Annotated in this window: 20 protein-coding genes and 1 riboswitch; of the genes, 6 read left to right on the top strand and 14 right to left on the bottom strand. The window is 69.4% G+C overall.

Going from position 1 to position 22609, the window contains the following annotated elements; translation table 11 throughout:
- The first annotated feature begins 78 nt into the window (after positions 1-78).
- The 3 genes from OG841_RS38840 to OG841_RS38830 all read left to right on the top strand — a co-directional run bounded on the left by OG841_RS38840 (position 79) and on the right by OG841_RS38830 (position 2446).
- Positions 79-645 (top strand): hypothetical protein, encoded by a 567-nt coding sequence (locus OG841_RS38840; RefSeq protein WP_326670465.1) that lies wholly within the window; start codon positions 79-81, stop codon positions 643-645.
- A gap of 390 nt (positions 646-1035) precedes the next feature.
- Positions 1036-1230, top strand: coding sequence for a DUF5999 family protein (locus tag OG841_RS38835; RefSeq protein ID WP_371570941.1), 195 nt, complete (start codon positions 1036-1038; stop codon positions 1228-1230).
- A 178-nt stretch (positions 1231-1408) separates the two neighbouring features.
- Entirely contained in the window at positions 1409-2446 is a 1038-nt protein-coding gene (locus tag OG841_RS38830) for a LacI family DNA-binding transcriptional regulator (RefSeq protein WP_328637124.1), read from the top strand.
- Between the two features lie 771 nt (positions 2447-3217).
- Here OG841_RS38830 and OG841_RS38825 read toward each other — a convergent pair.
- From OG841_RS38825 to OG841_RS38805, 5 genes are all read right to left on the bottom strand, one after another.
- On the bottom strand, positions 3218-4252 hold the full coding sequence (locus tag OG841_RS38825; RefSeq protein WP_328637125.1) for an endo-1,4-beta-xylanase: 1035 nt from the start codon (positions 4250-4252) through the stop codon (positions 3218-3220).
- Between the two features lie 54 nt (positions 4253-4306).
- Positions 4307-5071 (bottom strand): carbohydrate ABC transporter permease, encoded by a 765-nt coding sequence (locus tag OG841_RS38820; RefSeq protein WP_371570938.1) that lies wholly within the window; start codon positions 5069-5071, stop codon positions 4307-4309.
- A gap of 65 nt (positions 5072-5136) precedes the next feature.
- A complete protein-coding gene (locus OG841_RS38815) occupies positions 5137-6135 on the bottom strand; it encodes a carbohydrate ABC transporter permease (protein WP_328637127.1) in 999 nt (332 codons plus the stop codon).
- A gap of 6 nt (positions 6136-6141) precedes the next feature.
- Positions 6142-7437 (bottom strand): extracellular solute-binding protein, encoded by a 1296-nt coding sequence (locus tag OG841_RS38810; RefSeq protein ID WP_328637128.1) that lies wholly within the window; start codon positions 7435-7437, stop codon positions 6142-6144.
- A gap of 1366 nt (positions 7438-8803) precedes the next feature.
- Positions 8804-9385, bottom strand: a complete 582-nt coding sequence (locus tag OG841_RS38805; RefSeq protein WP_328637129.1) for a potassium-transporting ATPase subunit C — start codon at positions 9383-9385, stop codon at positions 8804-8806.
- Between the two features lie 278 nt (positions 9386-9663).
- Here OG841_RS38805 and OG841_RS38800 point away from each other — a divergent pair, with 278 nt between their 5' ends.
- Together OG841_RS38800 and OG841_RS38795 are read left to right on the top strand one after the other, a co-directional pair.
- Positions 9664-11616: an amino acid transporter gene (locus tag OG841_RS38800; RefSeq protein WP_328637130.1), complete on the top strand. Its 1953-nt coding sequence runs from the start codon at positions 9664-9666 to the stop codon at positions 11614-11616.
- 96 nt (positions 11617-11712) lie between these two features.
- Positions 11713-12132 (top strand): TOBE domain-containing protein, encoded by a 420-nt coding sequence (locus OG841_RS38795; RefSeq protein ID WP_328637131.1) that lies wholly within the window; start codon positions 11713-11715, stop codon positions 12130-12132.
- A gap of 41 nt (positions 12133-12173) precedes the next feature.
- Here OG841_RS38795 and gcvP read toward each other — a convergent pair whose 3' ends face one another.
- The gene (gene gcvP / locus OG841_RS38790; RefSeq protein WP_365122998.1) at positions 12174-15059 is read right to left on the bottom strand and encodes an aminomethyl-transferring glycine dehydrogenase; all 2886 of its coding nucleotides are present in this window, start codon (positions 15057-15059) and stop codon (positions 12174-12176) included.
- A gap of 176 nt (positions 15060-15235) precedes the next feature.
- A riboswitch (glycine riboswitch) is annotated at positions 15236-15331 on the bottom strand.
- A gap of 123 nt (positions 15332-15454) precedes the next feature.
- Between gcvP and OG841_RS38785 the strand changes: the two genes are divergently transcribed.
- Positions 15455-15832 (top strand): PRC-barrel domain-containing protein, encoded by a 378-nt coding sequence (locus OG841_RS38785; protein WP_328637133.1) that lies wholly within the window; start codon positions 15455-15457, stop codon positions 15830-15832.
- Here OG841_RS38785 and OG841_RS38780 read toward each other — a convergent pair.
- The 8 genes from OG841_RS38780 to OG841_RS38745 form a co-directional block, all read right to left on the bottom strand.
- Entirely contained in the window at positions 15748-17175 is a 1428-nt protein-coding gene (locus OG841_RS38780; RefSeq protein WP_328637134.1) for a DNA polymerase IV, read from the bottom strand. The genes OG841_RS38785 and OG841_RS38780 overlap by 85 nt on opposite strands.
- A 58-nt stretch (positions 17176-17233) precedes the next feature.
- A complete protein-coding gene (locus tag OG841_RS38775; protein ID WP_328637135.1) occupies positions 17234-17932 on the bottom strand; it encodes a MerR family transcriptional regulator in 699 nt (232 codons plus the stop codon).
- Positions 17933-18195: 263 nt separating this feature from the next.
- Positions 18196-18669 (bottom strand): bifunctional nuclease family protein, encoded by a 474-nt coding sequence (locus OG841_RS38770; protein ID WP_004002801.1) that lies wholly within the window; start codon positions 18667-18669, stop codon positions 18196-18198.
- A gap of 77 nt (positions 18670-18746) precedes the next feature.
- Positions 18747-19484 carry a transcriptional regulator FtsR gene (gene ftsR / locus OG841_RS38765; protein WP_371568986.1) on the bottom strand — a complete coding sequence of 246 codons (738 nt, stop codon included), beginning with the start codon at positions 19482-19484 and terminating at the stop codon, positions 18747-18749.
- An 18-nt stretch (positions 19485-19502) separates the two neighbouring features.
- Positions 19503-20408: an FHA domain-containing protein gene (locus tag OG841_RS38760; protein ID WP_280852756.1), complete on the bottom strand. Its 906-nt coding sequence runs from the start codon at positions 20406-20408 to the stop codon at positions 19503-19505.
- 61 nt (positions 20409-20469) lie between these two features.
- Positions 20470-21300, bottom strand: a complete 831-nt coding sequence (locus OG841_RS38755; protein WP_328637137.1) for a DUF881 domain-containing protein — start codon at positions 21298-21300, stop codon at positions 20470-20472.
- Positions 21301-21305: 5 nt separating this feature from the next.
- The gene (locus OG841_RS38750) at positions 21306-21638 is read right to left on the bottom strand and encodes a small basic family protein (RefSeq protein WP_003988855.1); all 333 of its coding nucleotides are present in this window, start codon (positions 21636-21638) and stop codon (positions 21306-21308) included.
- Positions 21635-22471: a DUF881 domain-containing protein gene (locus OG841_RS38745; protein WP_371570937.1), complete on the bottom strand. Its 837-nt coding sequence runs from the start codon at positions 22469-22471 to the stop codon at positions 21635-21637. The genes OG841_RS38750 and OG841_RS38745 overlap by 4 nt, the downstream gene beginning before the upstream one ends.
- Between the last annotated feature and the right edge of the window lie 138 nt (positions 22472-22609).

Below are 22609 nucleotides of genomic sequence, written 5' to 3'. Positions count from 1 at the left end.
TCTGACCTTCGTGAGCTGACAGCGCCGTCCGCCCCCGCCCTCGCGCCACCGTGCCTGTCGATTGAGAGGCGACCCACCATGCCGCTGCATGTCCTCCCGGCTCCCGCCCCAGCACTTCGCTCCGTCCTCACCGCACTCGCCTCGCCCACCGCGGTCCGCGAGGCCCGGACACCCTCCCTGCTCCGCGCCCAGGGACCCGTCACACCCGAGCTCCCCCTACCCGTACACGTCCTGGACGGCACCGCCACCCGGCTGACCGGGTGGCGTTTCCTGATCCGCTGCGGCGATCGCTCGGTGGCCGCGGCCGAGACCATGCTGACCCCGGACGGCTGGGCGTTCTCGCACTTCTTCGAGGGCCCCTACATCGCGTCCACCGAGCGGGCACTGCGTCAGGCGGAGGTGATGCAGCAGCCGTATCAGCCGCGCCTGCTGTCGATCCCGGGTCTGTACATGCTCGCGCTGTGGCTGCACGGCGACTGCGCGGCGGACGCCGGCACGGGCCACCTCGCCGCCACCGACCTGCTCGTCCCACTGGCACCGGCGCCACCCGGCATCGCCGCCCACCGCCCGCACCGGGCAGCCGAACTCCTCCCGGTACTGGCCCATCGGGTGACACCGGCCCCACTGCTGGGCTCGCCCGCCTGAATCCTCGTCCGCGCGCATCGCCCACCGCACTCGTACCCCGCCCCTGATTCCGGGTAGCGGGGTACGACTCCGTTTCCGGTGCCATTAGGGTCGTAGACAATCCCCAGGGATCACACAGAAGACTATTTGCTCGTACGAGCGCACAATTGCTCGGACGAGCCGAACTCGGGCCCGACTCCAGGTGGACTAGCCCTATCCGGCCACTGCGAACCACCCGAAGGGACAGTGCAGTTGAGATGAACCGTCCGGCCGGGTGACGCGTCTCCAATCTGTGAAGAAGTGGTGATGCGAAATACCTGCGGATTGACGCCCGTAGGGCAACACTGGGTTCCGACTGAGTTATCGCAAACGGGGGACGTCATGACCACAACACAGCGAAAGATCCCACCAATGTGCCAGCACCAGCCACCGTGTCCCACCGCCGCCTCCGCCGACCGGGAGTCCGCCCGCCTCATGGCGCACCACCCGGAACAGGGCTGGAGCCTGCTGTGCAACGGCGTTCTGCTCTTCGAGGACACCGGTGAGCTCCTGCCCGACGGCCGGGTCATCGCGCCGCACCGCCCGGTCGCGGTCGCGGCCGCCTGAAAACGCCCGGGCGGCCGCCGTACCGCCCGGAGATCTGAGGGGCCGGCTCGCAGCGGCTGTCTGCGCACCGGCCCCGACGCATGTCCCACGGCGATCACTCCCTGTGACGCCTTGTGTATGACCCCACTTTTCCGGAAGACTCCTGGAAGTTTCGAGGCTTGGACGCGGAGGTGGGCAAGTGACAGCAGGCAAGGCCGACGCCGAGCCCCGGGGCAGGGTCACCATCACGGAGATCGCCCGGCAGGCCGGAGTCTCGGTGCCGACGGTGTCCCGGGTGGTCAACGGCCGGTCGGACGTCTCCCCGCACACCCGCGCCCGCGTCGAGCAGCTGCTCCAGCAGTACGGCTACCGCAGGCGCCCCGCGGCCCCCGGCACCCGCGCCGCCCTGCTCGACCTGGTCTTCAACGACCTCGACAGCCCCTGGGCCGTGGAGATCATCCGCGGTGTCGAGGAGGTCGCCCACGCCGAGGGCGTCGGCACTGTCGTCTCCGCGATCCACGGCCGCTCGGGCGCCGCACGCGAGTGGATGCGCAATCTGCGCGCCCGCGCCTCCGACGGGGTCGTCCTCGTCACCTCGGCGCTGGACACGGTCCTCCACGACGAGCTGCGCGCCCTGGGCGTCCCGCTCGTGGTCGTCGACCCGGCCGGCTCCCCCGCACTGGACGCCCCCACCATCGGCGCCGCCAACTGGTCGGGAGGGCTCGCGGCCACCGAGCACCTGCTGTCGCTGGGCCACCGCAGGATCGGCCTGATCGCGGGGCCGCCCCGGCTGCTGTGCTCGCGGGCCCGCTACGACGGCTACCGCGCCGCTCTCGAGGGCGCCGGGCTCACCCTCGACGAGTCCCTGGTCGTGCCCGGCGACTTCCACCCGGAGTCCGGCTTCGCCGGCTGCGAGAAGCTCCTCGAGCTGCCCGAACCGCCGACCGCCGTCTTCGCGGCCAGCGACCAGATGGCCCTCGGCGCGGTCGAGGCGCTGAGGAGACGCGGGCTGAGGGTGCCGGAGGACATGAGCCTGGTGGGTTTCGACGACCTTCCGGAAGTCCGCTGGTCGGCGCCCCCACTGACCACCGTGCGCCAGCCGCTCGCCGACATGGGCAAGCTGGCCGTCCGCACGGTCCTCAAACTGGCCCGCGGCGAACGCCCGGACTCACCGCGCGTGGAGCTGGGCACGGAACTGGTGGTGCGGTCGAGCACCGCACCACCCGCCCCCCGCTGACGGATCACGGCCCGTCCGATGGATCAAGCCGCCACCCCGGCAGATGCAGGCACCCTTGCGGGCCCCGCACCACCGGCCATCACGACCCACCCGGCGGATCAGGCCACCCTCCCGACACCCGCAACCCGCCGGCCCAACCCCCTCACCCCCGCCGACAGATCACGCCCCGCCCCGTGCATCAGACCGCCATCCCGACACCCGCAACCACACCGGCCCCCCGCACCACCAGCTCCCCACCGACAGATCACAGCCCGTCCCGTGCATCAGGCCACCATCCCAACACCCGCAACCACACCGGCCCCCCGCACCACCAGCTCCCCACCGACAGATCACAGCCCGTCCCGTGCATCAGGCCACCATCCCGGCCGGACCCGCACCGCCAGCCCCCGCCGACAGATCACGCCCCGTCCCGTGCATCAGGCCACCATCCCGGCACACGCGAGCACGTGCGCTGGGCCCCGCACCACCGGCGGGACCCGCGCGCAGGCCCTCGGGCGTATCGCCGAAGCCGCCCGCGCCCTGGCGAAGCGGCCCCGGTCGCGGAGACAGGCTCCCAGGGAGGCACACCGGGGGCCTGGCCCGCCTCCACCCCCAACGGCGGTGGCCGGCGTCCCGGGGGCCGGCCTACCGCGGCCCCAGCCGGCGGCGGCCGAGCGGCCACCGTCGGCCACCGGCCCGGCACATCCGAGTCGCTCGGAGCGCGCTTCTCCGCTCCGGGCCCGACGGAAGCGCGCCGATGAGACGGCGGCAGCCGCGTAGGCCCCCGCCCCCCTACTTCAGCGCCGCCCGGATCGCGTGGTACGCCGGCTTCGGCTGGAGCTGCTCGTCCCAGGGCAGCGCGGCCCCCTGGCCCTCGAAGAAGGCGGGTATCCAGCTGTACTTGTCGGTGTAGTCCCAGATCGTGATCCCGACACACCGGCGCACCGCGAGACAGGCATCAGTCAAGTCGGCGTACCACTGGGCCTGTTGGGCCAGCTTCTCCTCGGTCGCCGGCAGGATCATCCGGATGTCGACCTCGGTGAGCGCGGTGTCGAGGCCCAGCTTGGAGAAGCGGCGGAGGTTGTCCTCCAGCGTGGTCGGATAGCCGTACTGGAGCGCCAGGTGGGTCTGGAGACCGATGCCGTCGAGCGGGACGCCCTGCGCCTTCAGCTCCTTGGCCAGGGTGTAGTAGGCGTCGCTCTTCGCCCCGATCCCCTCGATGTTGTAGTCGTTGAGGTAGAGCTTGACCTTGGGGTCGGCCTGGCGGGCCCAGCGCAGGGCGTCGGCGATGTATCCGGGGCCGAGGGTCTTGTAGAAGACGGACTCGCGGTACGTGCCGTCCTCGTTGAAGGCCTCGTTGACGACGTCCCAGGCGAAGACCTTGCCGCGGTAGTGCCGTACCTCGGTCTGGATGTGCTTCTTCAGTACGGGCCTCAGCTCGGCCGCCGTCCACTCGCGCGAGGTGATCCAGTCGGGCAACTGGCTGTGCCACACCAGGGTGTGGCCGCGCACCTTCTGGTGGTTCGCGCGGGCGAGGTTCACGATCTCGTCGCCGTTGGTCCAGTCGAAGACCCCCTGCTCGGGTTCGGTGGCGTACCACTTCATGCCGTTGCCCGGCGTGATCTGGTCGAACTCGCTGCCGAGGATCTTCTTGTACGGCCCGTCGACGAGTTCGGGGTTGTCGGTGGCGCTGCCGAAGTAGCGGCCGTGGCGCTGGGCGAGGTCGGCGAGGGTGGGCGGTTTGCCGTGGGCCTGGGCGGTGGGAGCGGCGGCCGCGACCACCACTGCGGCCAGGACTCCGGCGAGTCTGAGACGGTTCTTGCGCATGGTGCGACTCCTCACGTGCGGGCGGGGTGAGCCGTACTTTTCGAAGCGCCGGGGTCAGCCCTTCGTGGCACCGGCGGTGAGGCCGCCGACGAGCTGGCGCTCGGCGACCGAGTAGAAGGCGAGGGCGGGGACCATCGCCAGGACGAGATAGGCGAAGACGCGGGCGTACTCCGCGGAGTACTGGCCCTGGAACTGCTGCACACCGATGGGGAGCGTCCACCACGTGTTGTCGGTGAACACCAGCAGCGGCAGCATGAAGTTGTTCCAGCTGGTGACGACGGCGAGCACCGAGACCGTGCCGAGCGCGGGCCGTGCCATCGGCAGCAGGACGCGCCAGAAGAACCCGAACGGGCTGCACCCGTCGAGCGTGGCCGCCTCCTCCAGCTCACCGGGGATCTCCCGGAAGAAGGCGCGCAGGATGATGATCGTCATCGGCAGCCCGAAGCCGGCCTGCGGCAGGATCACGCCCAATGGGTTGTCCAGCAGGCCGAGCGAGCGCAGCAACAGGAACAGCGGCAGCACCGCCACCGCGAAGGGGAACATCAGCCCCATCGTGAAGAGCGTGAACAGCGCCTCCCGCCCCCGGAAGGCAAACCGCGCGAAGGAGAACGCGGCCAGCGCCGACGCGGCGACCACCAGCACCGTCGTACCGACCGCGATCAGCGTGCTGCTGCCGAGCAGCCGCCAGAAGTCGCCCCCGGCCAGGATGTCGGTGTAGTTGCTGGTCAGCCAGTGTTTCGGTAGCCCGAAGGGGTTGCTGGAGAGCTCGTCGGTGGATTTGAACCCGGACAGGACGGCGTACACCAGGGGTACGACCATCACCGCGCCGACGGCGACGAGGATCACGTGCAGGGGCAGGGTCCGTGCGGTGGTCTTGCGGGCGGTCACTTGCCGTCCCCCCTCATCGTCGTGGTGGCCCCTTCGAGGTCGCGGCGGAGCACGAACCGCTGGTAGGCGAGGGCGAAGACGAGGCAGATGCCGAACATGACCACGCTGATCGCGCTGGCGTAGCCGACCTGGTAGCGCTTGAAGCCGTACTGGAACATGGTCACGGCCATGGTCTCGGAGTGGTGGTCGGGGCCGCCCTGGGTGACCACCCACACCAGGTCGAAGAGCTGGATCGAGCCGATGACGGACAGGAAGATGCTGATCCGCAGGGTGGGCGCGAGGAGCGGCAGGGTGACGTTGCGGAACCGCTGCCAGGCGCTGGCGCCGTCGATGAGAGCCGCCTCGGTCAACTCCCGTGGGATGGACTGGAGTCCGGCCAGGTAGAGCATCATGTGGAAGCCGAAGTACTTCCACATCATGACCAGGAAGAGCGTCGCCATGACGTAGGAGGGATCGGCGAACCACAGCCCGCCCACGCCGTCCAGGCCGACCGCGCCGAAGATGTGGTCGGCGAGTCCGGAGTCCGGGGCGAAGACCATGCTGAACAGCACGCCGGTGATCGCCTCGGACAGGACGTAGGGCGCGAAGAACAGCATTCGGTAGACGGCTCTGCCGCGCAGCTTCTGGTTGAGGAGGACCGCCATGGCGAGCGCGAACGGCAGTTGGAACGCGAGGGACAGCACGACCAGGACCAGGCAGCGCCACAGGTCGCCCAGGAAGACCGGGTTGTCGAAGAGCTGGGTGAAGTTGTCCGTGCCGATGTAGTCGGAGGGCATGCCGAAGCCGCCCCAGCGGAAGAAGGCGGCGTACAGCGCGAACAGCATCGGCAGCAGGACCATGCCGATGAACAGCACCAGGGCGGGCAGTTGGAAGCCCACCGCGGTCAGCCAGTGCAGTACGCGCCGGCGGCCCCGCCCCCGGGCCCTGACCGATTCCGGGGGCGGGAGATCGGTGCCCGGACCGCTCCGCTTGTCTGCGAGGAACGTGGAGGTCATCGCGGGCTACTGCTCTTCCTTCGCCGTCTGCGTGATCGACTGGGCAACCTGCTCGGGGGACTTGGAGCCGGCGATCAGCGCGGCCACGCTGTCGTTGACCTCCTGGCCGACGGCGGGTGCGTACGCCTGGTCGAGATAGAGCTGGAAGCCGGTGGCGGCCTTCAACTGCGCCTGCACGAGCTTGAGGTTGGGGTCGGTCATGGCCTTCTCCGCGTTCGGCAGCACGGGAAGGGTGCCGGTCTTCTTGACCAGTTCCAGTTCGGTGGCCTCGGAGGCGAAGAACTTCAGGAACTCGACCGCCGCCTGCGGGGCGCCCCGGCGCAGGGCATGTCCGCCGCCTCCGCCGAACACCTCGGTGATGGCGCCCTTGCCGCCCTCGACCGCGGGGAACGGGAAGAAGCCCAGGTTGCTGCCGAGCCCCTTGCCGGAGTCGGCCTCCACGGACGGGGCCCACTGGCCCATGAGTTCCATGGCCGCCTTGCCGTTGCCGACGGCGGCCGCCTGGCCGGTGGGGGTGGAGTAGGCGGCGTTGAGGAACCCCTTCTGGAAGGGCTGGAGGTCCACGAGTTCCTTGAGGTGCCGGCCGGCCTGGACGAACCCGGCAGCGGTGAAGTCCTTGTCCTCACTGGCCTTCTGGAGGGCGTCGATGCCGGCGGTGCGCATCGCGAGGTAGGCCCAGTAGTACATGCCGGGCCACTTCTCCTTGCCCGCGAGGGCAATGGGCGTGATGTTCTTGGACTTCAGCTTGCTCACGGCCTCCAGGAACCCGCCCCAGGTGGTGGGCGGCTCGCTGACGCCGGCCTGCTTGAAGAGCGCCTTGTTGTACCAGAACCCGATCATGCCCATGTCGAACGGGATGCCGTAGACCTTGTCGTCGAGGATGTACGGCTCCTTGGTGACCTTCAGCAGACCGTCGGCCCAGGGCTTGGTCCGGTCCGTCAGGTCCTCGACGAGCCCGGCGTCGACCTGCTGCTTGAGGACGCCGCCACCCCAGGTGTGGAAGATGTCAGGGAGCTTCCCGGAGGCGGTCAGCGCCGTCATCTTCGACTTGTAGGCGTCGTTCTCCAGCTGGACGATCTTTATCTTGATCTTGGGGTTCGCGGCCTCGAACTTCTTGGCGAGGGCCGCCCAGACACTCTTCGCCGGCTCGGTGGTGGAGATGTTCCACCACTCCACCGTGGTCGTCCCGTCGGACGATCCTCCGTCCGAGTCGCCGCCGCAGCCGGTCAGTGTCGTCATGCCCAGACCGGCCGCGGCGGATGCCGCCAGAAAGCCACGGCGGGACAGTGCCGGGTCGCCCATGATGCGCTCCTTGGGTACGGGACGGAGCCGTCCTTGTCCGTCCTGCGGTCCGAAAGTTTCGGAGATGATCCAGAAAGCTTCGCTGCTGCCGCACCCTAGAGACAGCTGCCAAACGGTGGCAACCCCTTGTGCACAGGGAATGTTGAGGAGTCGAACCAGTCGAAGGCCACGGCACCCTCGCTGACGTCCGTGCCGATCGCCCGGAGGGTGAAGCCCTCCGACCACCTGCACGGAGAGACGCCGGCCGTCGTGTGCGACCGAAGGGACTCGTCAGCGCCGGGGACGAGCAGGTCGGGGCCGCCCATGCACGGCATCCGCGGCCCCGTCGGGAGCAGCAGGCGGCCGGTGCGGATCTCGCCCGTCGGAGTGGGCGGCTCCTCCTCGACGAGTACACCGCGCGAGGAACTGCCGCACCGGGCCACTCCGGGCGATCACGCTCGCCTCTCCCCCAGCCCACCTCGACGTCGTGCCCACCTCGACGTCGAGGCACTGGGCCTTCGTGCAGCCTGTCGCGGCGTTCGGGCGGGCGGGCGGCTGCACGGCAGTTCGGGACGCCGCTGAGGGCCACCGAGAAAGGGGGCACGTGACGTGCGGGGCCTGGTGTCCGGGACGGTCCGCCAGCGACCGAGGGCCGGCGAGCCCGCTGCACGGGAAGATCCGGTACGGCGCCGACTCGACGGGCTTGAAGTCACCGCGGTCCGCAGGGAGTTGAATTTCGGGCGCCAGGGGGGTCGTACGCCCTCGGGGGCGACCGGGCGCGGTCGATGGAGACGCGGCCGCGCACGGTGCCGCCCGCGACGACCAGGAGGTCCCGACGATCGCGAATGTTGCCGATCCGGCGCCCGTACGGTCCCCGCCCACTGGCAGACTCTGCGATCCGGGCGAAAGCCGACGATCACCGCGCCGTCGCCCGTCCGTCCGTGTGTCCGTCCGTCCGTCCGTCCGTATCGGCGTCGGCCCTTCCGGCTCGCCCGAAACATTCGATCTATTCGGCGAACCTTACGGAACGGACTGTACGAGGACGTTCAGACGGGAACCAGCCACCCCGGCCCCCCGCTCACCCGTTCTGTGACACCCCCAGACCTCCTGGAGCACCCAGGCGCGAGCGGCGGCTCCTCGCTGCGGCGGACCGCGGCCCTGAGTGGGCGAGCCACTCGTCCATGCCGAACGGCTTGCCGGCCTCGCCCTCGGCCGCGTCGGCCCAGCACGGCCGCCCGCCCGTCGGAACCCCGCCGGGCCGACGTCACGGGATCGGCATCCGGCTCCGGCCTAGCAGCGCACGCATCACGTCGACGCTCCATGTCAGGCATGCCGGAACCGGCCGCCGACTCCCACCCGGGTCGCCGTGTGACGCCGTGTGACGCCGTCAGCCCTTCGCCGCAAGCGCCCTGACCGCGATGTTGAGTTCGAGGACGTTCACCCGGGGCTCCCCGATGAAGCCGAGCGTGCGCCCCTCGGCCTGGCTCCGGACCAGCTTCTCGACCTGCGCGACGGACAGGCCGTTGCGCTCGGCGACGCGGTGGACCTGGAGCTCGGCGTAGGCCGGGGAGATGTCCGGGTCGAGGCCGGAGCCGGAGGAGGTGACCGCGTCCGCGGGGACCTGGGAGGGCTCGACCTTGTAGTCGGCGGTGGAGTTGTCCCTGACGACCTTGGCCTTGGCCGCCTTCACCGACGCGACGAGCTCGGGGTTGTCGGCGGAGCGGTTGGTGGCACCGGAAAGGATCAGCTTGTACTGCGTGTTGACCGAGTTCTCTCCGAGACCGTTCGCAGGCCGGGGCTGGAAGTAGTCGAGGCCGTAGTCCTGTTGGCCGATCAGCGAGGACCCGACGATCTTGCCGTCCTTCGAGGAAACAGGCTTCGTGGCCGGAAACGGCTCCTGTTGACGGGTCCCATACGGCGCCCAGCAGACCTTTGACGGCTCCCTTACGGCCACGGAGGCGGCCGTCACCTGAACTCCTACGGCGATACAGGCACGTTCAACGTGCCCCTCCCCATGACGCTGCGTGTCCACCCCCACCCACCCGCCCGTACGGGCCCACGGGTCGGATACGAGCCTCACAACAGCCCAGTCGCCCGTCGCAGGCCTTCGCCGACCGAGTCTTAACGGAAGCTTGACGCCCCGGCGCCCCCCATCCGTGGGCCCAGGCGTCACTCTCCGCTTACGCTGGTCCCGCCGTCAGCCGGGCGGCCGGAACCCCGCTGAGCCGCACCGCAGGAGCACCACCGATGGCCACCACCGAACACCCTCCTTCCAGTCGCCTGCGCTCCTGGATGTTGGAGGGCCTGTCCGACATGGGCAGGGACGGCGGCCACACGGGCCCCCACGCCGCGCCGGAACCCGCCCATCAGGGCCAGCGCTGGTGGCGGGTCATGTGCCTGACCGGCGTCGACTACTTCTCCACCCTCGGCTACCAGCCCGGCATCGCCGCCCTCGCGGCCGGCCTGCTCTCCCCCATCGCGACGATCGTCCTCGTGATCGTCACCCTCGCGGGCGCTCTGCCCGTGTACCGCCGGGTGGCCGAGGAGAGCCCCCGCGGCGAGGGCTCGATCTCCATGCTGGAACGGCTGCTGTCCTTCTGGCAGGGCAAGCTCTTCGTCCTCACCCTGCTCGGCTTCGCCGCCACCGACTTCCTGATCACCATCACGCTGTCCGCAGCCGACGCCTCCACCCACCTGATCGAGAACCCGCACCTGACCAGCACCCTGCACGACCACAAGATGCTGATCACCCTCTTCCTGGTCGCCCTGCTCGGCGCGGTCTTCCTCAAGGGCTTCCTGGAGGCGATCGGCGTCGCCGTCGCCCTGGTGGGCATCTACCTCGCCCTCAACGTCGTCGTGGTGCTCGTCGGCCTGTGGCACGTCATCACCGCGGGCCATGTCGTCACCGACTGGTCCAGCGCTCTGACGGCCGAGCACGGCAACGTCTTCGTGATGATCGGCGTGGCCCTGATCGTCTTCCCCAAGCTCGCCCTCGGCCTCTCCGGCTTCGAGACCGGCGTCGCCGTCATGCCTCACGTCAAGGGCGACCCGGAGGACACCGAGGCGAACCCCGAGGGCCGGATCCGCGACACCAAGAAGCTGCTCACCACCGCCGCCCTCGTCATGAGCTGCTTCCTGATCGCCACCAGCTTCATCACCACCCTCCTCATCCCCGAGAAGGACTTCGAGTCGGGCGGCCCGGCCAACGGCCGCGCCCTGGCCTACCTCGCCCACAACTACCTCGGAAGCGTCTTCGGCACGGTCTACGACGTCTCGACCATCGCCATCCTGTGGTTCGCCGGCGCCTCCGCGATGGCCGGCCTGCTCAACCTGATGCCGCGCTACCTGCCCCGCTACGGCATGGCACCGCACTGGGCCCGTGCCGTGCGCCCCATGGTCATCGTCTTCACCCTGATCGCCTTCCTGGTCACCTGGATCTTCGACGCCGACGTCGACGCCCAGGGCGGCGCGTACGCCACCGGCGTGCTGGTGCTGATCAGCTCGGCGGCGATCGCGGTGACCATCGCCGCCCGCAAGGCCGGGCAGCGCAACTGGACCGTCGGCTTCGCCGTCATCTCCGCCGTGTTCCTCTACACGACCGTCGTCAACGTCATCGAACGCCCCGACGGCGTGAAGATCGGCGCCTGCTTCATCGCCGGCATCATCCTGGTCTCTCTCCTGTCCCGCCTGGCCCGCGCCTTCGAACTCCGCGTGACCGACGTGACGCTCGACGACATGGCGGAACGTTTCATCCGGGACATGGCCAGCCGCAAGATACGCTTCATCGCCAACGAGCCCGACCAGCGCGACAAGGCCGAGTACCGCGACAAGATCGAGCAGATCCGCGAGGACAACGACATCCCCGGCGAGGACTTCGTATTCGTGGAGGTCACGGTCCTGGACCCCTCGGAGTTCGAGGCGAGCCTGACGGTCCGGGGCGAGGTCCTGCACAACCGCTACCGCGTCCTGACCCTGGAGTCCTCCTCCATCCCCAACGCCCTCGCCGCCCTCCTTCTCCACGTCCGCGACACCACCCGTTGCACCCCCCACATCTACTTCGAGTGGACCGAGGGCAACCCCTTCGCCAACTTCCTCCGCTTCTTCCTCTTCGGCCAGGGCGAGGTGGCCCCGGTCACCCGAGAGGTGCTGCGAGAGGCAGAACCGGACCGTGCGCGCCGCCCCCGGGTCCACACGGGCTGACGCCGTCACGTACCGGGGCACGCACGCGAACCGTCCAAAACGGCGTGACCGCACACATCCCCGCCACGGTCCACCACACGCCCTACGTTGATGCCCATGACCCTGAGCATCCGCAACCAGCTCCCCGGCACCGTCACCACCGTCACCCCGGGCGAGGCCATGGCAACCGTCAGGATCCGTCTGGACGGCGGCCAGGACCTCACGGCCGCGATCACCCTCGAGTCCATCGCCGAACTCGGCCTCACCCAGGGCTCGCCCGTACACGCCCTGGTGAAGTCGACGGAGGTCTCCCTCGCCACCGCCCCGGTCCAGAACGTGTCCATCCGCAACCAGCTGCCCGGCACGGTCACCGCCGTCGCCAGGGGAGCTGCCATGGCCACCGTCAAGATCGCTGTCGAGGGAGGCGTCCTCACGTCCGCGATCACCGCGGACGCCGCGGCCGACCTCGCCCTCGTCGCCGGCGCCCCGGTCGTCGCCCTGATCAAGTCGACAGAGGTGTCACTGGCCACGGCGTAAGGGAAAGGGCCCCGCCGAGACGGGGCCCTCATCACCTCGGGTCAGTCCTCGTACGCGTCCAGCGGCGGGCACGAGCACACCAGGTTCCGGTCGCCGAAGGCCTGGTCGATCCGCCGCACCGGCGGCCAGTACTTGTCCGCGACCGAGACCCCGGCCGGGAAGACGGCATCCTCCCGCGAGTACGCGTGCTCCCACTCACCGCCCAGCGCACCGGCGGTGTGCGGAGCGTTCCGCAGCGGGTTGTCCTCGGCGGCCCACTCCCCCGAGCCGACCTTCTCGATCTCGGCGCGGATGGCGATCATCGCCTCACAGAACCGGTCGAGTTCGGCCAGGTCCTCGGACTCGGTCGGCTCGATCATGAGCGTCCCGGCCACCGGGAACGACATGGTCGGGGCGTGGAAGCCGTAGTCGATGAGCCGCTTGGCCACATCGTCGACACTCACCCCGGTCGCCTTGGTGAGCGGTCGCAGATCGATGATGCACTCGTGCGCGACCAGTCCGCCGGGGCCGGTGTAGAGCACCGGGTAGTGCGGCTCGAGCCGCTTGGCGATGTAGTTGGCGGAAAGCACCGCGACCTGCGTGGCCCGCTTCAGCCCCTCACCGCCCATGAGCCGGACGTACGCCCACGAGATCGGCAGAATCCCCGCGGATCCCCAGGGAGCCGCCGAGATCGGCCCGACGCCCGTCTCCGGGCCGGCCGCGGGCTGCATCGGGTGGTTCGGCAGATACGGCGCCAGGTGCGCCCGTACGCCGACAGGACCCACACCCGGGCCACCGCCGCCGTGCGGAATGCAGAACGTCTTGTGCAGATTCAGGTGGGAGACGTCGCCACCGAAGTGGCCCGGCTTGGCCAGCCCCACCAGCGCGTTGAGGTTGGCCCCGTCGACGTACACCTGCCCGCCGGCCTCGTGCACCTGCGCGCAGATGTCGGCGACGTGCTCCTCGAACACACCGTGCGTCGAGGGGTACGTGATCATGAGTACGGACAGCTCGTCCCGGTACTGCTCGATCTTCGCCCGCAGGTCGTCGACGTCGATCTCGCCGTCCCCGGCGGTCTTCACGACGACGACCTTCATCCCGGCCATGACGGCGCTGGCGGCGTTGGTCCCGTGCGCCGAGGACGGGATGAGACACACGGTCCGCTGCTCGTCACCGTTCGCCCGGTGATACCCGCGTACGGCCAGCAGCCCGGCCAGCTCGCCCTGCGACCCGGCGTTCGGCTGCAGCGACACGTTGTCGTACCCGGTGACCTCGGCGAGCCGCTCCTCCAGCTCCCGGATCAGCGTCAGATAACCCTGCGCCTGCTCGGCGGGCGCGAAGGGGTGCAACTGGCCGAACTCGGGCCAGGTGACCGGCTCCATCTCCGTGGTCGCGTTGAGCTTCATGGTGCAGGAGCCCAGCGGGATCATGCCGCGGTCGAGCGCGTAGTCGCGGTCGGCGAGCCGACGCAGGTAGCGCAGCATCGCGGTCTCGGAGCGGTACTGGTGGAAGACGGGGTGGGTGAGGAAGTCGTCGTCGCGCAGCAGCGCGTCCGGCAGGGCCTCCCCGGTGGCCGCGTCCAGCGCCTCGATGTCCGCCTCCACGCCGAACGCGTTCCACACGGCACCCACCTGGGCCCGCGCGGTGGTCTCGTCGCACGCGACGGACACATGGTCGGCGTCGACGAGGTGCAGGTTGACGCCGTTCCGCCGCGCGGCGGAGACGACCTCGGCGGCCCTCGCGGGCACGCGTGCGGTGAGCGTGTCGAAGTACGAGCCGTGCACGACCTCGACCCCACCGGCCGTCAGGCCCGCGGCAAGGAGGGTCGCGTACCGGTGAGTCCGCCGCGCGATGCCCTTGAGCCCCTCAGGCCCGTGGTAGACGGCGTACATCCCGGCCATGACCGCGAGCAGCACCTGAGCGGTGCAGATGTTGCTGGTCGCCTTCTCCCGACGGATGTGCTGCTCACGTGTCTGCAGCGCGAGCCGGTAGGCCTTGTTCCCGTCGGCGTCCACGGACACACCGACGAGCCGCCCGGGCAGGCTCCTCGCGAACTTCTCGTGCACGGCCATGTAGCCGGCGTGCGGCCCGCCGAACCCCATCGGCACACCGAACCGTTGCGTGGTACCGATCGCGATGTCCGCCCCTAGCTCACCGGGCGACTTCAGCAGGGTCAGCGCGAGCAGATCGGCGGCCACGGTCACGAGCGCGCCGAGCTCATGAACCTGGTCGATGAGCGGCTTGATGTCGCGTACGGCCCCGGAGGCGCCGGGGTACTGGACGAGCACACCGTTGATCTCACGTCCGGCGACCTCGGCCGGGATCCCGTCGCCGAGGTCGGCGACCACGACCTCGACACCGGTCGGCTCCGCCCGGGTCTCGATCACGGCGATGGTCTGCGGCAGGGTGTCGGCGTCGATGAGGAAGAGCCCCTTCTTGTTCTTCCCCATGCGGCGGGACAGAGCCATGGCCTCGGCCGCCGCGGTCGCCTCGTCGAGCAGCGAGGCGCCGGAGGTGGGCAGCCCGGTGAGGTCGGCGACCATGGTCTGGAAGTTGAGCAGAGCCTCGAGGCGTCCCTGCGAGATCTCCGGCTGGTACGGCGTGTAGGCGGTGTACCAGGCCGGGTTCTCCATGACATTGCGCAGGATGACGGGCGGCGTGAAGGTGCCGTAGTAGCCGAGCCCGATCATGGAATCGAGCACCTGGTTCCGGTCGGCCAGCGACCGCAGCTCGGCCAGTACCTCGGCCTCGGTGCGCCCGTCCGGCAGCTCCAGGGCATCGGCGTTCTTGATCACATCCGGCACCGCGGCGGCGGTGAGCTCGTCCAGCGAGCCGTAGCCGACCTGCGCGAGCATCTTGGCCCGCGCCTCATGATCAGGGCCGATGTGACGCTGCTCGAAGGGAATGCCCTGTTCGAGCTCGGAGAGCGGAATGCGATGGGCGGTCATTGCGGAGGCCTCCTGGTCTGGCGCGACCTGTGAGGGGTACCCCGGCGCGGGTACCCCGACGGCCTCCCCCTCTGTCATCTCAACCTGAGAGCTTCACCGGGCCGCCCGAGGGCCGCCGGCTTGCACCGTCGGTGAGAGCGGAAGCTGTCGACACCCGCCCTGCTTTCCAGAGTGACCTCGTCCGCGCGGTACGTGAGCCTGAGAGATTCCGGGGAGGATTTGCTCCTTCGGCGCCTCCGATGGTGTCTGGAGGACTCTCCCGCGCGGGGTCAGCAGCCGCTCGCAAGCCTACCAGCGAGGCCACCGCACGAGTCTTCGAGTGGCCGCACACCCCGATGTGCTCTTTCGTAGTGCTTACGACCGCTTCGGATGAGTTGCGACCAAGTGGAGGGCCCGTGCTGACCGACATCGATCCGCGCAATCTGATCGGCCGCAAGGCGTTCGACCGCAACGGCACCAAGATCGGCACCGTCGACGAGGTCTACCTCGACGACGCGACCGGCGTGCCGGAGTGGGCCGCCATACGCACCGGTCTCTTCTCCCGGGACGCCTTCGTCCCCCTGGGGCCGAGCGAACTGGTCGACGGCAGCCTGCACATTCCCTTCGACCGCGCCCTCATCAAAGACGCCCCCGACTTCGGCGTTGGCCGCCACCTCTCCCCCGACCAGGAGCTCCAGCTCTACCACCACTACCGTCTCGACGTGGCCTCACCGCCCTCGTTCCCGGACCGGGACTTCGGCAAGCTGGCGGGTACGGAGGACGCGGAGACCTGAACGCCCGGCACCTCCTCTGTCAGGGGCAACGGCTCAGCGGGCTCCAGCGCAGGATCCTCGACGAGAAACGTCCGTACCCGCCCCGGCTCCGAATCCGGCGTCTCGAACCGCACGGTCACCCGCCCCAGCCCGCTCCCCTGCACCCACCCGTGCCCGTACTCGGCATGCCGCACATCGTGCCCGGCTACCCACCGTCGCTCAGCAGCAGCCGTCACCTCGGGAACCGCCACATCATCGACCTCCTCCTCGGCCGCCGCCTCCACCCGCTCCCCCGCGGCCTGAGCGAACAGATCCTCCTGGGTGAAGTCGGCGAGTCCACTCACCCCCACCCCCAGCAACCGCACACCCCCCGTCGAGTCCACGCCCTCCAGCAACCGCAGGGCAGCCTCCCGCACGACCGCAGGGTCATCGGTGGGCCCCCGAAGGGTTTCCGACCGCGTCAACGTCGAGAAGTCGTAGCGCCGCACCTTCAGCACGATGGTCCGCCCCGACAGCCCGGCCCCCCGCAGCCTGCGCACGCACCGGTCCGCCAGCCGCTGCACCTCCAGGCTCACCCGCACCCGGTCATGGATGTCCACGTCGTAGGTGTCCTCGACCGACACGGACTTGGTCTCCCGCTCAGCCACCACGGGCCGCTCGTCGTACGCCAGCGCCATCGCGTACAGCCCGTGCCCATGGGCCTTCCCGAGCAGTCGTACGAGCTCGTCCTCGCCCGCCTCCACGATCTCGTCGACCGTATGGATCCCGGCCCGCCTCAGATGATCGCCGGTCGCCGGCCCCACTCCCGGCAGGATCCGCACCGACAACGGCCCGAGAAGCGCCCGCTCGGTCCCCGGCTCGATCACCACCAGCCCGTCCGGCTTGGCCTGCTCTGAGGCGATCTTCGCGAGCATCTTGGACGCGGCCAGCCCCACCGACCCCGTGAGCCCCGTGACGGCCCGTATGTCGGCCCGCAGCCTCGCCCCGGCCAGCCGCGCCGACGCCTCGTCCCAGGCCGTTCCCCCGGCCTCCAGATCCACGAACGCCTCGTCCAGGCTCAGTGGCTCCACCAGCGGCGACAGCTCCCGCAGCAGCCCCATCACCTGCTCGCTGATCGCCTTGTAGAACCCGAAGCGCGGCACCAGATACGCGGCATTCGGCGCGAGCCGTCTCGCCTGGCCCATGGGCATCGCCGAGTGCACCCCGAACACCCGGGCCTCGTAGGACGCGGTGGCCACCACGCCCCGCGGCCCCAGCCCGCCCACGACGACGGCCTTCCCGCGCAGACTCGGCTTGGACGCCTGCTCCGCCGAGGCGTAGAAGGCATCCATGTCGAGATGCAGGATCGTGGGCGCTTTCCTCACATGTCCGATGCTGCCCTACGCCACTGACAATGCCCCGCCCGAGGGAGCGGGGCAGGCTTCAGACCGCCCTGTTGCGCCGCCGCGCCAGCTCGTCCGCGGGGTTGTGCCCCACGAGTGTCTCGCCGGTGTCGATGCGCTCCCCGTGCAGCTGTGACAGGGCGCTCTCGACGTCCCGCCACACGACACCCACGGCGATCCCGAAGATGCCCTGACCGCCCTGGAGCAGCTCGTGGACCTCGTCGGGCGAGGTGCACTCGTAGACCGTGGCGCCGTCGCTCATGAGCGTCATCCGCTCCAGGTCCTGGAATCCCCGCTCACGCAGGTGCTGGACCGTGGTGCGGATGTTCTGCAGCGACACACCCGTGTCGAGGAACCGCTTGACGATCTTCAGGACGACGACGTCCCGGAAGCTGTAGAGCCGCTGCGTCCCCGACCCGTGGGCGGGCCGCACGCTCGGCTCGACGAGGCCGGTGCGCGCCCAGTAGTCGAGTTGCCGGTAGGTGATGCCGGCCGCCGCGCACGCCGTAGGGCCGCGATAGCCGATCTGCTCGGACGCCATGGACGTCGCCCCTCCGCTGCTCGGCACGGCCGCCGGTCGCTGCGGAGCGTGATCGGCCGCGCTGCCCTGAAAAGGGCCGCCGTGATGGGGATCCCCCCAACTCGAACGCAGTTGAGAGCTTGGGGGAGGGTACGGACCGCTTACCCCGAGACTCCGTCCGGGGGCACCCCCAGCCGTACCGTCGCCGCTGCTTCTCACGCCGACCTCCGTCCTTGACCTGCCTTCTCGACGGTAGGCAGTCACCAGGGGTGCGTCAACGATCGCCACACTCGGCACGCCGAGTGATAATCACCCTAGGAGTGGTTTCCCGTACCCCACCGCGGGGAAAGGCTAGCCGAATGCGCTCCTGGCGGGCCGCAGGACGCTCTCACACACCGGTGGCAAATGCCAGCATTTCAGTGACGACCGGACACGGCCGACCCGTCACGGACCACTGATCCGCCGGATCGGCCGCGTCCGCCTCACTGACTGCTGGTGCCGAAGTCCTCGGGGGAGATCTGGTCGAGGAACTCGCGGAACTTCTCCACTTCGTCCTCCTGCTCGTCCGGAATCGCGATGCCGGCGTCGTCGAGCACTCCGTCGCTGCCGTAGATCGGCGTCCCGGTGCGCAGGGCCAGCGCTATGGCGTCGGACGGCCGCGCGCTCACCTCGACCCCGCTGGCGAACACCAGCTCCGCGTAGAAGACGCCCTCACGCAGGTCCGTGATGCGCACTTCGGTGAGCTCCTGGCCGACCGCCTCCAGCACGTCCTTGAACAGGTCGTGGGTCAGCGGTCGTGCGGGGGCCATGCCCTGCTGCGCGAAGGCGATCGCAGTCGCCTCCCCCGGCCCGATCCAGATAGGGAGGTAGCGGTCGCCTCCCACTTCACGCAGGAGCACGATCGGTTGGTTGGAGGGCATTTCGACCCGGACACCTACGACATCGAGCTCGTTCACACAGCAACCCTAGGCCGTGCCCGGGACGTTTGGGTAGTCGGGCAGGAAACGGGGGACGATCCGGTGCCCGGCCACCCTCAGGGCAGGCGTACCCCGAGCGCGGTCTGCACGAGCGTCGCGTGCAGCTTCACAGTGAGCCCCGCGAGTTCCTTGGCGCGCGCTTCCGCGTGTGCACGGGTCTGCGGGTTGCGGTGGCGTTTCAACGGGGCCACGACCTGGTCCACCAGTCCGGCCTCACGATCGGCGGCGGCCTTCATCGCTCGCAGATGCCGCGGCTCGATCCCGAACCGGCCGAGCTCGACGACAAGCGCAGCCACGGTGACCGCCTCCGCGTCGTAGGCCCCGTCGGGAAAAGGCGTGACGAGCCCGTACGACTCCCACTCCGCCAGTTCCGACTCGCCGATCTCGGCGGCGGCGAGCAGCTCGGCCCGGCCGATCCGGGCCGCTGTGGGGCCTTCAGGGACCTCCAGGACCGTTTCTCCGTCCCGCTGGCGGCCGACCGTGGGCAGCGCGACGGCCTCGCCTCGCTCCATGGCGTCGAGATGCTCTCTGATCACCTTGAGCGGCAGATAGTGGTCCCGCTGCATCCTCAGGACATGGCCGAGGCGCTGCACGTCCCGGTCGCTGAACTTGCGGTACCCGGAGGGAGTCCGCTGCGGCTCTATGAGGCCTTCGGACTCCAGAAAACGGATCTTGGAGATCGTGACTTCGGGGAACTCGTCACGCAGCACGTTCAGCACCGTGCCGATGCTCATCAGCCCACTGTCCGTCGCGGCGGTGCCGTGTCCGGCACCGCCGCTCGGTGTTTGAAGCATGGACCTTCCCTGGGAGGGTCAGTAGCCCTGCTGGCTCGCGTAGAAGACCAGCCGGTACTTGCCGATCTGCACCTCGTCGCCGTTGTTCAGAGCGACCGAGTCGATCCGCTCACGGTTGACGTACGTGCCGTTGAGACTGCCCACGTCGGACACCGTGAACGAGCCGTCCTGACCGCGGCGGAACTCCACGTGCCGACGCGAGACGGTGACGTCGTCGAGGAAGATGTCGCTCTGCGGGTGCCGGCCGGCCGTGGTCAGCTCGCCGTCCAGCAGGAAGCGGCTGCCCGAGTTGGGCCCACGACGCACGACCAGGAGCGCCGAGCCCAACGGCAGCGCGTCGACGGCAGCCTGCGCCTCCGGGGAGAGCGCCGGCATCTGCGTCTGGCCGGTGACTTCGGAGTCGTACGCCTCGAGTCCCGAGATGGAGATCGTGGAGGTCGTCTCCGAGGGACGCTCGGGCACGGCCCCGGCCCGCAGCGGGGCGCCGCAGTTGGAGCAGAAGCGGCTGTTCTCCGCGTTGCGGTTACCGCACCTCGTACACACCAGGGCCGACATAGGGGAAAACCCTCCACCCGTACTTGAGGTTGACGGCTGCCCGAAACCTATGCCGCCGGACTGGGCAGGGTCAACAGACGGCACGCCCTGACCTCCGGAAATGTCGCCACCCTGACCGGCCACCTGGTCCCGGAACAGCGGGCGCTGACCCTCGGCGTCGGGCTGTGCGCGATGACGAGCGGTCGCGTTGTCGCTACCTTCTCGCGCGCTCTTGCCGAACAACTTCGCAAACAACTTCACGGGCGATTCCCCTTGACCGAAACAGACCCGCCCGTGGGGCAGGACGAACCCTGATTGAACACACCGGTCGACCCGGACATCCTCACAACGTCCGTTTCCACCAGACAGTTTCCACCACGCACCACCCATTCGGTGCGGCGACCCCCCGCAACCTCATGCCCTGGCCGGACGCCCCCCATGCACCCCCGGTTCACCGGGGGGACGACCGAGCGTAGTCAGGCCGCTTCGCCGCTCGCAAGGCGTCCACGACGATCTTGTCCGACCGCTCGACGGTAACGGTGGCCTGCTCCTTCTCAAGAGTCTGCACCACGCCTCCAGGGATGTTGAGCGCCGGTTCGAGGTCCTGCGGATTGCCGATGACCTTGAAACGAAAAGGTGCGGTGATCTTGTTCCCGTCGACACTCACGCTCTTGCCCGAGTCCGACAGAAAGGTGTTGGCGACGACCCGGACGCCGTTCACCTGGATCGCCTCCGCGCCGGCCGCGCGCAGCTCCTGGATCGCGTCGAGCAGCATGTCCGCCTCGACCGTCCCCTTGGTGTCGTCGATGGTCATCGTGATGCCCGGCCCCTGCGCGGCCACCGTGCCCGCGAGGATGCCGAGTTGCCGCTCCTTCTCGACCGTCTGCTTGCGGGCCTCTTCGGCCTGGTCGGAGCTGTTCTCCAACTCGTCCCGCTGGTTCTCGAGACCCTGCTTCTCGTCTTGAAGACGCTGTGTACGGTCGTCCAGTTCATCGAGGATGCGCACGAGATCCTCCTGCCGCGCCCCCCGCAGCGCGCTGTCGCTGTCGCTGTTCGAGGCCACCTGGACGGCGAGGCCGAATCCAAGGCCGAACAACAGCACCGCGACGATGAGTTGGGCCCTGGTCACGCGAGGCGGCCACAACCCCTTCACCAGCCGCTGACGGCCGGTGAGCCCTGCCTCCGACGCCGTGGTCCCCGCCTCCTCGGGAGGGGTCGCCGGGAGTTCCTCGGGCAGTTCCTTGCGCAGCCCGTTGCCGGGCGTCTCTTCCTGGTCGCTCATCGGCCTCACGCCCGGAAGACGTGTCGACGGATCGCCGCGGCGTTCGAGAAGATCCGGATGCCGAGCACGACGACGACACCGGTCGAGAGCTGGGCGCCCACGCCCAACTTGTCGCCCAGGAACACGATCAACGCGGCCACGACCACGTTGGACAGGAACGACACGACGAACACCTTGTCGTCGAAGATGCCGTCGAGCATGGCCCGCAGGCCCCCGAAGACGGCGTCGAGCGCCGCCACCACGGCGATCGGCAGATAAGGCTCGACGACCGCCGGAACCTCCGGCCGGACCAAGAGGCCGGCCACGACTCCCACGACGAGGCCCAGTACGGCGATCACGATGTGCCCTTCTCAGTTCTCGGCTCTGCTGTACGTACGATCACACTCGGTGCGGCCGGCAGCCGGAGGTCGTCCTCCACGGAGATGGCGGTCCGGATGCCGTAGTTCTCCTGCAGGGCGTGCAGATACAGCCCGTCGGCACTGTCCTGGAACCTGGTGCTCAGCCGCTGCCCGTCTCCCACCGCAAGCACCGTATACGGCGGAACCAGCGGCTTGTTGTCGACCAGTATCGCGTCACCCGCGGCCCTGATCGCCGACAGCGCGGTCAGCCGCTGTCCGTTGATGGACACGGCCTCCGCGCCCGACTCCCACAGCCCGTTCACCACCCGCTGCATGTCACGGTCGCGCACCCGCCCGGTGTCGGAGAACCCCGACGTCTCACGCGGATTCCCGTCGCCGCCCGTGCTGGCTTCCTTGGCGTCGTTCACGACCAGTTTGACGCCCGGGCCGTGCACCTCCACTGCGCCCGACAGGATGCCCACGAGGTCGGCCTGGCCGCTGTCGCCACTCTGCTTGAGCGCCTCGCGCTGCCGCGTACTCACGTCGCCGCGCAGTTGGTCGACGCTCTTCTCGAGCTTGTCCGCCGTCTCGGTCTCGGTCTCGATACGGTCGATGAGCTCCTCGCGCTCCTTGGCGACGACCGGAGCCGCCACCCGCGCCTGCGCCGCCCCCACGGTGACCAGGAGAGCGGCCAGGACCAGGCCGACAGCCAGCCCCAGCCTCGCCCGCAAGGTCTTGGGCAGCCCGCCGTCACCGGCGGCCTTCTTGCGGGCCGCAGCCTCGGCGTACCCGTCGTCAAGGCTGTGATCCATGACATTGGTGAGCAGCGACATGGAGGCGTCCGGGCGCGTGGGGCGCGTGGGGGTGCTCCGAATGGGGGGCTGCTGCGGCATGCCGCACATCGTCGCACGTCGCGGCCCCTACCTCCGAATGGCCCCATCGGCGTGCCGGACAGGCCCCCTTGGGGACAC

The organism is Streptomyces canus (assembly GCF_041435015.1).
Classification (GTDB): Bacteria; Actinomycetota; Actinomycetes; order Streptomycetales; family Streptomycetaceae; genus Streptomyces; species Streptomyces canus_G.
The sequence above is the reverse complement of the archived record's forward strand: the minus strand, read 5'-3'. Positions and strand labels throughout refer to the sequence as shown.